This is a genomic window from Nonomuraea terrae, from assembly GCF_044465245.1.
In the GTDB taxonomy this organism is placed as follows: Bacteria; Actinomycetota; Actinomycetes; order Streptosporangiales; family Streptosporangiaceae; genus Nonomuraea; species Nonomuraea terrae.
In genome coordinates this window covers 13980-25702 of sequence record NZ_JBITLL010000009.1, presented here as the reverse complement: position 1 = coordinate 25702, position 11723 = coordinate 13980, and the positions used below count along the sequence as shown (strand labels likewise).

At 69.5% G+C, this 11723-nt stretch carries 11 protein-coding genes; 6 read left to right on the top strand and 5 right to left on the bottom strand.

The features are described 5' to 3' along the window. Positions 1 to 136 precede the first annotated feature (136 nt). Positions 137 to 1111, top strand: a complete 975-nt coding sequence (nudC, locus tag ACIBP6_RS42395) for an NAD(+) diphosphatase (RefSeq protein ID WP_397060334.1) — start codon at positions 137 to 139, stop codon at positions 1109 to 1111. A 4-nt stretch (positions 1112 to 1115) separates the two neighbouring features. Here nudC and ACIBP6_RS42390 read toward each other — a convergent pair whose 3' ends face one another. Then, complete coding sequence (locus ACIBP6_RS42390; protein ID WP_132611824.1) at positions 1116 to 1361, bottom strand: mycoredoxin; 246 nt, start codon at positions 1359 to 1361, stop codon at positions 1116 to 1118. A gap of 87 nt (positions 1362 to 1448) precedes the next feature. Then, positions 1449 to 2333: an alpha/beta hydrolase gene (locus tag ACIBP6_RS42385; protein WP_397060332.1), complete on the bottom strand. Its 885-nt coding sequence runs from the start codon at positions 2331 to 2333 to the stop codon at positions 1449 to 1451. 176 nt (positions 2334 to 2509) lie between these two features. Here ACIBP6_RS42385 and ACIBP6_RS42380 point away from each other — a divergent pair, with 176 nt between their 5' ends. From ACIBP6_RS42380 to ACIBP6_RS42360, 5 genes are all read left to right on the top strand, one after another. Beyond that, positions 2510 to 4543, top strand: coding sequence for an ATP-dependent DNA helicase UvrD2 (locus tag ACIBP6_RS42380; RefSeq protein WP_397061274.1), 2034 nt, complete (start codon positions 2510 to 2512; stop codon positions 4541 to 4543). A gap of 138 nt (positions 4544 to 4681) precedes the next feature. Next, positions 4682 to 5551, top strand: a complete 870-nt coding sequence (gene tesB / locus ACIBP6_RS42375; protein WP_397060330.1) for an acyl-CoA thioesterase II — start codon at positions 4682 to 4684, stop codon at positions 5549 to 5551. A 148-nt stretch (positions 5552 to 5699) separates the two neighbouring features. Beyond that, the gene (locus ACIBP6_RS42370; RefSeq protein ID WP_397060328.1) at positions 5700 to 5963 is read left to right on the top strand and encodes a hypothetical protein; all 264 of its coding nucleotides are present in this window, start codon (positions 5700 to 5702) and stop codon (positions 5961 to 5963) included. Positions 5964 to 6093: 130 nt separating this feature from the next. Continuing rightward, positions 6094 to 6363, top strand: a complete 270-nt coding sequence (locus tag ACIBP6_RS42365) for a WhiB family transcriptional regulator (protein ID WP_080045300.1) — start codon at positions 6094 to 6096, stop codon at positions 6361 to 6363. 70 nt (positions 6364 to 6433) lie between these two features. Then, entirely contained in the window at positions 6434 to 6616 is a 183-nt protein-coding gene (locus tag ACIBP6_RS42360; RefSeq protein ID WP_132611830.1) for a hypothetical protein, read from the top strand. A 1261-nt stretch (positions 6617 to 7877) separates the two neighbouring features. Here ACIBP6_RS42360 and ACIBP6_RS42355 read toward each other — a convergent pair. From ACIBP6_RS42355 to ACIBP6_RS42345, 3 genes are all read right to left on the bottom strand, one after another. After that, on the bottom strand, positions 7878 to 8069 hold the full coding sequence (locus ACIBP6_RS42355; RefSeq protein WP_132611832.1) for a hypothetical protein: 192 nt from the start codon (positions 8067 to 8069) through the stop codon (positions 7878 to 7880). A 625-nt stretch (positions 8070 to 8694) separates the two neighbouring features. Further along, on the bottom strand, positions 8695 to 10029 hold the full coding sequence (locus tag ACIBP6_RS42350) for an ABC1 kinase family protein (RefSeq protein ID WP_397060326.1): 1335 nt from the start codon (positions 10027 to 10029) through the stop codon (positions 8695 to 8697). Between the two features lie 61 nt (positions 10030 to 10090). Next, positions 10091 to 11710: a ThiF family adenylyltransferase gene (locus ACIBP6_RS42345; protein ID WP_397060324.1), complete on the bottom strand. Its 1620-nt coding sequence runs from the start codon at positions 11708 to 11710 to the stop codon at positions 10091 to 10093. Positions 11711 to 11723: the final 13 nt, after the last annotated feature.

Genomic DNA, 11723 nt, shown 5'->3' with positions numbered 1-11723 from the left:
CCCCGGAGCTCAGGTAAGGCTAACCTAACTCGACGCATCCTAGCCTCACGGAGATCGTCTCGGGGGCCGGATACCGTAATCGGCGGCTAACCGGGTGGTCATAGGATGACAGGGGACTTCTGGGAGGGGGCGGCCAGTGGAGACGACCGCGGAGGCACAACTCATCGGACCACTGCTTCTCGCACGCGGCACCATCGACAGGTCGTCGGCGTTGCGGGCCGACGAGCAGTGGCTGGAGCGGGCCTGGTCCGACCCGGCGACGCGGGTGCTCGTGATCGACAACGGTCACACGCTGGTGCGGCGCACGGGCGACGAGGTGCACGCGGTGCTCTACACGACGGCCGAGGCCCCGCCGGGGCCGCGATTCCTGCTCGGCGTCGAGGCAGGGGTCGCCTACTTCGCGGTGGTCGCGCCGCTGCCCGGCATCCCCAAGGGCGACGTCAACGGCCGCGTGACCGTCCCGATGAGCCTGCGCGACACCCCCGACGGGCAGCCGGTCGCGGCCGGGCTGCGCCAGGCCGGCGGCCTGCTCGGCGACCGCGACGCGGGCCTGCTGGTCTTCGCCGTCGCGCTGGACGCCTGGCATTCGACCCACCAGTACTGCCCGCGCTGCGGCGCCATGACGACCGTGCAGTCCGGCGGCCACGTCCGGGTCTGCCCGAACGACGGCAGCCAGCACTTCCCGCGCGTCGACCCCGCAGTGATCATGCTCATTCGCGACGAGGCCGACCGCTGCCTGCTGGCCCGCGGCCCGCAGTGGCCGGAGGGCCGGCTGTCGATCCTGGCGGGCTTCGTGGAGGCGGGCGAGTCGCTGGAGGCCGCCGTCGTGCGCGAGGTCGCAGAAGAGGTCGGCGTCACCGTCACCCGGCCGCGCTATCTCGGCAGCCAGCCCTGGCCGTTCCCGCGCAGCCTCATGCTGGGCTTCTTCGCCGACGCCACGACCACCACGCTCACGCCGGACGCCGAGGAGATCGCCGAGGCCCGGTGGTTCACGCGGGAACAGCTGGCGCAGGCCCTCAGCTCGGGCGAGCTGCGCCTGCCGCCCCGCGTGTCGATCGCCCGCCGCCTGATCGAGACCTGGTACGGCGGCGAGCTCGTCGGCGACTGGTGAGGGGTCAGACCCCGAGGAGCGCCTTGACCTCGAGGGCAGAGGGGTTCGTCCGCACCACACGGCCGTCGGGGGTGTCGATCACCACGGTGGGCACCGTCTGGTTGCCGTTGTTGACGCTCATCACGAACTCGGCGGCCGACGGGTCCTTCTCGATGTCGATCTCATCGAAAACGATGCCGTCGCGCTTCAGCTGAGACTTGAGCCGCTTGCAAGGGCCGCACCAGGTAGTGCTGTAAACGGTGAGCGCCATGTTGGGGATACCCTCCAAGGTCATGAAAACGGGCGTTGGGTGCAACAACCCGACGATCGCCGTTAATCCCATACCCCGTACGGGCGTCTAGCCGATGCGGCCGGCGATCCACGCCTGCACGCGCTCGGCCATGCCCGGCTCGCGGTAGACCTCCGTGCTGTGGTTGACGCCGGGCGCCGTGATGACGGTCACCGGCACGCCGACCTGGCCCATCATCTTCTTCAGCAGCTGGCTCTGCACCGGCGGCACGAACTCCTTGTCGGAGTGCACGGTGAGCATCGGAGCGTCCTTCGCGCTGGCGTGCCAGGCCACCTCCATGCTGGCCCAGACCCGCGAGCACTTGCCCTTGGGCGCGCCGCAGCCGGCCAGCTTGATCGCGGCCGTGCGCAGCTTGCGCCTGGCGGAGTCGGTGGTCTTCTCCCCGTCGGAGTAGGCGCGCAGCGGCGAGATGATCGGCGACATGCCCACCACGCCCTTGAGCCCGTTGATGCCGTCGCCGTACGTGCCGACGGCCGCCGCGATGTGCCCCCCCGCGGAGAACCCGACCACCACGTAGTTGCCCGGGTCGAACGCCCACCGGTCGGCGTTCTTGCGCGCCAGGGCGATCGCCGCCAGGGCGTCGGCGCGCTGCGCCGGCCAGGCCGCGTCGCCCGACAGGCGGTAGTTGAGGTTGAAGACCGTGTAGCCCATGTCGGCGTAGCCGCGCGCGATCTCCTTCATGGACTTCTTGTCGCCGCTGGACCACCAGCCGCCGTGGATGACGAAGACCCCCGGCCGCTCCTGCCCGTCGGGCGTCCACCAGACGTCCATCGTCTGACGCTTGTGGGAGCCGTACGGGACGGTCTCCAGGGCCAGCCCGCCGAGGCCGTTGACGTCGACCGGATAGTCCACCGTGGGCGCCGGCGTCGGCTCCTTGGACGCGCTCGCGGCGACGGGAGTGAGCACGACGGCAGCGAGCGCTAGGGCGCTCACGAAAACCGCTGTTCGCACGGGCTTCCTTTCCCCACAAGCATTCGGTCGGGCCCCATTGTGGAGGAAGAGAGCACTTGTTCGCATCTCGAACGCTATGAACGTACCTCCGCCCGCATGTTGCCAGAATAAAGAGTCATTGACCGCCGGCAGGCTGGGAGGATGTACGGGTGAACAGCGTGGACGACGTCCTGGTCGGTCTCGATCCCGAGCAGCGCGCGGTCGCCGAGGCCGTGCGCGGGCCGGTGTGCGTCCTGGCCGGCGCCGGCACGGGCAAGACCAGGGCGATCACCCACCGCATCGCGTACGCGGTCCGCAGCGGTGTGGTCGAGCCGCAGAGCGTGCTCGCCGTGACGTTCACCACACGCGCCGCGGGCGAGCTGCGCCAGCGCCTGCGCGCCCTCGGCGCCCCGGGGGTGCAGGCCCGCACGTTCCATGCCGCGGCGCTGCGCCAGCTCACCTACTTCTGGCCGCGGGTGATCGGCGGCGAGGCCCCCTCGGTCATCGAGTCGAAGCTCCCGGTGCTCGGGGAGGCGTGCCGGCGGTTGCGGCGCAGCCCCGACCGTTCCGAGCTGCGCGACATCGCCTCCGAGGTCGAGTGGGCCAAGGTCGTCCAGATCGGCCCCGAAGACTACCCGGCCGCCGCCGCCAAACACCACCGCACGCCGCCTCTTCCCGCCGACGAGCTGGCCGCCCTCTACGACGCGTACGAGCAGATCCGCCGCGAACGCCACCTCCTCGACTTCGAGACCATCCTGGAGCTGACCGCGGCGGTGATGAGCGAGCACCAGGAGGTGGCCGCGCAGATCCGCCAGCAGTACCGCTACTTCGTGGTCGACGAGTACCAAGACGTCAACCCGCTGCAGAAGCTGCTGCTCGACACCTGGCTCGGCGGGCGCGACGACATCTGCGTGGTGGGCGACCCCAACCAGACGATCTACTCCTTCACCGGGGCCAGCCCGCGCTACCTGACGAACTTCGCGGTCGAGCACCCCGACGCCGCCGTCATCAAGCTGATCCGCGACTACCGCTCCACCCCCCAGGTCGTCGACCTGGCCAACCTCGTCATCGCCAAGAGCAGGTCGCCGCACCGGCTCGAGCTCGTGGCGCAGCGCCCCGAGGGCCCCAGGCCGGTGTTCTCCGACTACGACGACGAGCCCGCCGAGGCCGCCGGAGTGGCCAGGGCCATCGGGAAACTGCTCGACAAGGGCGTGCTCTCGCGCGAGATCGCCGTGCTCTTCCGCGTCAACTCCCAGTCGGCGGCCTACGAGGAGGCCCTGGCCAAGGCCGACATCCCGTACGTCCTGCGCGGTGCCGAGCGCTTCTTCGAACGTCCCGAGGTGCGCCAGGCGGTCGTGCTGCTGCGCGGCGCGGCGCGTTCGGCGGCCGGCGAGCCCCTGGCCGCGGAGGTCCACAACATCCTGGCCGGCATCGGCCTGACCGCCTCGCCTTCCGGCGGCGGCAAGGCCCGGGAGAAGTGGGAGTCGCTCAAGGCCCTGGCCGACCTGGCCGAGGACATGGCCGCCCAGGGCGCCGACCTGCCCGCGTTCGTGGCCGAGCTGGAGCGCCGCGCCTCCGAGCAGCACGCGCCGCCCGTCGAGGGCGTCACGCTGGCCTCGCTCCACGCGGCCAAGGGCCTGGAGTGGGACGCCGTCTTCCTCGTCGGCCTCACCGACGGCATGCTCCCGATCATCTATGCCGAGACCCCCGAGCAGATCGAGGAAGAACGCCGCCTGCTCTACGTCGGCGTCACCCGCGCCCGCGAGCACCTGTCGTTGTCGTGGGCCCTTGCCCGCGCGCCGGGGGGCCGCAAGAGCCGCCGCCCGTCCCGCTTCCTCGACGGCCTCACCGGGCGGGTCTCCGCGCCGCCGCGCATGACCGCGCCTGCTCGAGAACGCCCCCGGGTGGCCGCGCCGGTCAGCTGCCGGGTGTGCGCCAAGACGCTGCGAGCGGCGGCCGAGCAGAAGCTCGGCCGCTGCTCGACCTGCCCCGCCGACTACGACGAGGCCCTTCTCGAACGCCTCAAGGCCTGGCGCACGGCCGCCGCCAAGGAGGCCAAGGTGCCGCCGTACGTCGTGTTCACCGACGTCACGCTGCAGGCGATCGCCGAACGCGCGCCGGCGACCGAGCAGGAGTTGTTGTCCATCGCGGGCATCGGCAGGGTGAAGGTCGACCGCTACGGCGACGCCGTGCTCGCCCTCTGCCGTGCTTAGGCCACCCCGATTACCTACTCGCGCGTAACAACCGCGAAACTGCAGGGGGGAATTATTGAGTCTCATCCCACCTCAGGGGCATAGAGGCGAAAAATCAGACTTTGTCCCAGTACGGGACGGCATGGAGGGGACAGACACGTGAACGAGGCGCTGAAGGAGCTGCTCGACCTGCTCGACCTGGAGCAGATCGAGCTCGACATCTTCCGGGGGCGTAGCCCGGAAGAGCGCATCCAGCGCGTCTTCGGCGGCCAGGTGGCGGCCCAGGCCCTGGTCGCGGCCGGCCGTACCGTCCCCAAGGACCGCAACGTGCACTCCCTGCACGCCTACTTCATCCGCCCGGGCGACCCGGCCGTGCCGATCGTCTACAACGTCGAGCGCCTGCGCGACGGGCGGTCGTTCACCACCCGCCGCATCCAGGCCGTCCAGCACGGCAAGGCCATCTTCACGATGTCGGCGTCGTTCCACATCCCCGAGGAGGGCGTGGATCACCAGGCCCTGCGGATGCCGAAGGTGCCCGACCCGGAGACGCTTCCGACGTTCCAGGACCGGATGTACGAGCTGATGGGCGAGAACCCCTCGCTGCGCGACATGCTCGCCCGCCCCCGGCCGGTGGACGCGCGTTACGCCTCGCCGCTCACCTGGGAGGCGTTCCAGAATCCCGAGCTGCGCAGCGCCAACACCAACGTGTGGTTCCGCTACGACGCCGACCTGCCCGACGACCCGCTGCTGCACGTCGTGCTGGCCGCGTACGCCTCCGACTTCACCCTGGTCGACACGATCCTGCTGGCCCACGGCATGGCCTGGGGCGCCTCGAACATCATGGGCGCCTCGCTCGACCACGCCATGTGGTTCCACCGCCCGTTCCGCGCCGACGAGTGGCTGCTGTACGCCCAGGAGTCGCCGTGGTCGGCTGGGGCGCGGGGGCTCGCGCGTGGTGAGATGTACACCGCGTCGGGTGAGCTCGTGGTCTCGGTCGTCCAGGAGGCCATGATCCGGCCGATCAAGTAGTGCGATCTCCGCTGCCAGGAGTAGCGGAGATCGACACGAAATCGCAGGTAGAAAATATGTTGCCCCTTCCAGGCTTCCCGGTTTAGGGTCAAGGTCAAGCGAGTCGGGCAAGTCCTGCCCGACGATCCCAGAGTGGAGGTGAGTCCCAGTGATCAGCATCAAGATGTCGGCCACGAAGTGGCTCGCCTCCGCATGCCGTGACTCGGTGAGGCCCGTCTATGGCCCCGCCAAGCTGCGGCAGGAGCGCCCTGTCCGTAGCCAGGCCGTCGCCTTCTCCTCGCGTCAGCACTTCGCCGCCGTGACGGAAGCCGCTCCTGTCTACATCGCACGTATCGCACTGCCGGCCAGCCAGCTCACCATGGGTGGACTGTGCGGTCCGCAACCCTGGAGGGATGCTCCGGTCATAAGTTGACCGGCACAGCAGCAGCCTCCAGGCCGCGGATCCGCACACAGGATCCGCGGCCTTCTTGTTTGTCCGTGATCCCCGACCACCTACGAGGTGCCCGACCAAGATCACCAGATCGATTCAAAAGGAGAAGCAGATGGGGGCCAAGACGATCATGGACCTGATCGACGAAGCCAAGATCCCCTGTCGTACCGACCCTGACCTGTGGTTCGCAGAGTCGCCGGAGGACGTCGAATTCGCCAAGGCACTCTGCGGCGGCTGCCCGATCCAGAAGGCCTGCCTGGCCCGCGCGCTCGAGCGCGAGGAGCCGTGGGGCGTCTGGGGTGGCGAGCTGATCCTCAGGGGGACGATCGTCCCCCGCAAGCGTCCGCGCGGGCGTCCTCGCAAGCACCCGGTCGCTGCCTGACCTCTTCCGCACTACGCACCAGAAAGAGAACGAACCCATGAGAAACCACCAGCACACCAGGAGCCTCGCCGTGCCGGATCTGATCCATGAAATGGTCAACGACCGAATACAAACCCTCCACCGGGAGGCGGCCGAACTCCGCCTCGTGGAGCGCGTCCGCCGCGTCCAGCGGGCGAGAGCCGAGGTACAGCGGGCGCGGGCCAAGGTCAAGCAAGCGCATGACCGCCTGGAAGCCCTGACCCGCCTCTCCTAACGGCCTCACCGCAGGCCGGCGCAACCATCCAGCGGGCCCAGGCCCATCACCTCTGATCAGGGGAGATCCCGGCGTCGACGCAGGATCTCCATGAAAGCCGGGCGCTCCCGTAGCGCCCGGCTTTCCCTTTCCACCACAACGCCGGGCCGCTTCTCTCCCCGCTTGTGTCGCTGCGGCCTGTCCCCAGAGGCAACGGCGTCCAGGCCCACAGCCGGCGCCCCACCCCGCCGCCATCAGAGGCGGTCCAACGGCCCTTCACCTGGCCCGGCGATCCCGCGTCCGCAGCGATCGCGTCTGCGACATCACTGGGCCGTGCCCTCGGACGGCCGCGTCCAGCGAACTCACCACGTTCGGCGGATTCACGACGTCCAGTGGATCCACCACGTCCAGCGGATCCGCCACGTCCAGCGGCCTGACTACGTTCAGCGGTCCCACTACGTCGGCGAGTTCGCCACGTTCGGCGGATTCACGACGTCGAGTGGATCCGCCACGTTCAGTGGCCTGACTACGTTCGGCGGCTCCACTACGTCGGCGAGTTCGCCACGTTCGGCGGGTCTGTCACGTTCGGCGGATTCACGACGTTCGGTGGATCCGCCACGTTCAGTGGATCCGCCACGTTCAGTGGTCCGGCTACGTTTGGCGGTTCCACTACGTCGGCGAGTCCGCCACGTTCGGCGGGTCTGTCACGTTCGCCGGATTCACGACGTCCAGTGGATCCGCCACGTTCAGTGGTCCGGCTACGTTTGGCGGTTCCACTACGTCGGCGAGTCCGCCACGTTCGGCGGGTCTGTCACGTTCGCCGGATTCACGACGTCCAGTGGATCCGCCACGTTCAGTGGTCCGGCTACGTTTGGCGGTTCCACTACGTCGGCGAGTCCGCCACGTTCGGCGGGTCCACGACGTCCAGTGGATCCGCCACGTTCAGCGGTCCGGCTACGTTCAGCGGCCCCACTGCGTCAGCGAGTCCGCCACCTTCGGCCAGTCCGCCACCTTCAGCGGATCCACCACCGTCGACAACGAGTACGGTGCACCACGAGCGAACAGTCGGGATCAAGGTGGTGAGGCAGGGCGCCTGTGCGAGCGAAGCGCCCTGCCGGCCACGAACTGCCCGCCGCAACGCTCAAGTAGGTCCACGGGGAAGAACCGGGGCCCGGCCGAACGGCGTGGGCGTGCAGATCAGATCACCTGGTCACGCATGGTCCCTGCCGCGATCGCACGGCGGCAGCGGCAGGTCGGCGCGTTTCCGCTGTGGGACGCCGGCTCAGGGAGCGAGGCAACCGGTGAGCGGGATCTCCGTGGGCACTGCCAGGGTGGTGAGTTCAGTGGTGCTGCTGGTCACGCACTCGAGGAGAGCGACCGGATCGACGACGGCGTTCGCGGCAGGGGCCGCGGCGAACAGGCCTGCGGTCGCCAGTGCGGCAGCGGCGGCGATCAGGCGGGCAGGTCGACGCATGTGCATCCTCCAGAAATAGTTACGGTCTGCGTCCGCAACACTACACAAAGTAGTAAAGGATCGGTAGCGCATAGGGCGGTGTGTCACTTCCGCCTCATAACCCCCCGCCACGTTCACTCCCTTTTCGGCCTGCGGGGGGAAATATCCACATCATGCACAGCGGCCAGCCGACACTGCCGAACGCCCACCCCGCTCTCTGTGCATGAAGTACGCGAGGTGCCCGAAGCGCCGGAGTGCTTCAAAGTGCCGAGGCGCCGAAGTCCGTGAGGTGCAGGAGGTGCCAGAGGCGCGAAGTAGCGCAGGTGCTCAAAGGGCCGAGGGCCCGAAGTGCCGAGGTGCCGAAGTGTCGAGGTGCCCGAAGTATGCGACAGCGACGAAGACCTAACTCTTGTCAGCGCTGAGCTTCGCGGTAGCCATCCCGCCATCGTGACCGCGATACGCCCCCGCCACGGCCACCGTGTGCGACCACGCGCGCCGGCCGCGGACGGCAGGGGCCTGGCGGTAGCGCCTGAAGCGCGTTGGGCGCCTGGTCAGTGGGTTCTGAGACGGCGGGGTGGTTCGGCTCCTTCGGAGTCGGCTCTCCCGGGATCGGGGCGGTGAGAGACCGGGGCGGTGGGACAGGGGGTCAGCTGATGGGCAGGGGTTTGTCGTCGGGGTCGTCGGCGAAGCCGGGTACCCAGCGGATGACCTCGTCGCGGAAGCGCGCCGTGGTGCCGAGCTGGCACAGCACGCCGATCCCCGCCGCGTGCACCCGGTGGATCAGCACGTACGACGGCGGCAGGTTGAGCTGCCGGACCACGTTGGTCGGCCGGAGGTCGGCGACGCTGGCCGCCTGCGTCTGCAGCCACGCCCGGCTGAACGTGAACTCCTCCACCGCCGTCGGCTCCACGTACGGAGCCAGGAAGGCGCGCAAAGCGTCGGGGTCGATGTCGACGTCCTCGCGGATGAAGCCCTCACGCCGCAGACCGGCCATGACGGTGTCCATGTCGCCCTCGTTGAAGATCCGCATCAGCTGCCCGAAGACCTTCGGATAGCCGTCGGGCATCCGGTTGACCGCGCCGAAGTCGAGCACGCCGAGCTTGCCGTTGTCGAGCATCCGGAAGTTGCCCGGGTGCGGGTCGGCGTGGAGCATGCCGACCCGCGCGGGGGAGCAGAACAGGAACCGTACGAACAGCAGCCCTGCCCGGTCGCGCTGCTCCTGGGTGCCGCCGGTGATGATGCGCGACAGCGGTGTGCCGTCCATCCACTCGGTGACCAGCACCATCTCGTTGGCCGCCACCACGTCGGGCACGTGGAAGTCGGGATCGCCGTCGAACTCGAGGGCGAAGGCGTGCTGGGCCTCGGCCTCGCTGAGGTAGTCGAGCTCCTCGGCGATGCGCTCACGCAGTTCGTTCAGCAAGGACTTCATGTCGAGGCCGGGCAGCAGCGCGCCGAACATCTTGCCCAGCCGCGCCAGCTGGGAGAAGTCGCCGAGCAGTGCCTTGCCCGCCCCCGGGTACTGGATCTTGACGGCCACCTCCCTGCCGTCCCGCCAGACGGCGCGGTGCACCTGCCCGATCGAGGCGGCGGCCGTCGGCTTGTCGTCGAACGACAGGAAGTGGTCACGCCAGTCGTCGCCCAGCTGCTCGGTCAGTACCTTGTGAACGGTGGCGACGGGCAGCGGCGGCGCGGAGTCCTGCAACTTGGTCAGCGTGGCACGGTAGGGGCCGGCGATCTCCTGCGGCAACGCGGCCTCGAAGATCGACAGCGCCTGGCCGACCTTCATCGCGCCGCCCTTGAGCTCGCCCAGGACCTTGAAGACCTGCTCGGCGGTACGCTGCTGGACCTCCTGTGCGACGATCTCCGCCGACTTGCCGCCGATGCGCTTGCCCAGCCCCAGGGCCGCGCGCCCCGCGAACCCGAGTGGGAGGGTGGCCAGCTTGGCCGAACGCGTGACTGCACGACGTGGAAGATCGCTCACATCGATGCGCGGAACCTCGATGAGATCCGCTTCCCCCCTTCGTGGTCGTCCCCTGAGCACGTCAGTCGAGGTGAGGTGCCATGACCATTCTTAGCGAATATTGATTGTTTCGCATACAACGACATTGAGGGTGAACGCTCCAGGACCGCCTTTTCCATTGCCAATCAGGCGTTACGTCCACTGTGCCGTTGGTCACAATGGACTCCTGGCCATCGAGATGACCAAGCGCATGGCCGACGGCAGCCGCCGCGACCACGGCCGCGAGAGCGGAGGCGCAGGCGATCTCGCCCGGCGGATAGCCGCCCAGCCTGGCGGTGACCATCGGCCAGTTGGGGTCGCGGTCGCGCCGCGTCAGATCGAGACAGTGCAGGCACGCCGTGCTGCCGGGCAGGACCAGCGGACCGATGGTGCCGTACCCCTCGAAGGCCGTCACCAGCAGGTGGGGGATGCCCAATGAGTTGAGGTCGTTGATCAGTAACCCGTCGAGCGGGGCGACCGGCGCGATGATGACGAGATCGGGCCGGTCGGTCTTGTCCCCGAGAAACGGCCCACCAGCCAGGACGTTGACAGCCGGCTCCACGGCCTCCCCTCGTCCCCGCGCCTCGGCCTGACCCGCGTGGTCAGAATTCGCCGCCACGGCTCCACCCCGCCGCACATCCTGCCCCCGCGCAGGTTCCCGCCCACGATCGGGCCGCGCACTGGGATCCCGTCCTCCATCACCCCGCCCATCGCCTCGGGCGTCTTCTGGACGCGTGGGCTCGCGGCCGTCGGCGGGCGGCGCGCCTTGGGCTCGTCCGCGATCACGCGGGAGGCCGCCGGTCTTGGGGAGGCCAAGGGCACCACTGGTTCCGGCGACGCCGTCATGGGTGTCACGGCGAGCCGCATCCGGTCTGCCGCTCTGCGGGGGCACCGCGCGGGAGACGCCGGGGCGAGCAATCGCGGTCCCAGCGGCGCGGGGGATGCGGCCGGTTTCCGCCGCTGCGGTCCGTGGGGCCGTGGGGCGGGACGGCGCCCCCCGCTCACCCGCGCCGACGGCACCTGGTGAGTCCCGGACCGCGTTGTCGGCACGAGGATCCAAGAGAGGGGGCGGGCCGCCTGAGGTGAGCCGCCTGGCGACGGCCACCGCGCCGGCCTCACGGGACATGCCGACCTCCGCCCATGTCAGACCGCCGGGCGTGATGTCCCGGGCCTGAGCCGTGCCAGGGTCGATCACCCGGATGGTGCCCACCCCGGACGCGGCCAGCAGGGCGACGACCTGCGCCCCGACACGGCCCGCGCCGTACACACGCACCCGCGCCCGTCTGCGCCGTTCGAACAGCGCGAACATGCCGTCGGGAGCGGTGGAGGCGATGTCGAGGGCGTCGAGATCGGGCCTCAGCCGGTCTCTCTCGGCGAGCGGCAGGTCGCGGAGGCGGCCGGGACCGGCGGAGGCGTCGTGGAGCACGCCCTGGGCGGCGAGCTGGTCGAGCAGGGAACGGGCACGACCCTCGTCGAGACCGGCCCGGGCGGCCTCACGCAGGACGGTCTCCAGATCGCGGGTGCCGTCGAGGGCTTCCACCCACTCCCGGACCTTCCTGGTCAGGCCGCTCAACATGACGGAGCGCTGGGGGTGGACGCCGTATTGCAGGGTGCGCTCGTCCCGCACGATGCGCCGGAGGGACGGCTTCAGACGTGGCCTCATGGCGGGAAAGATG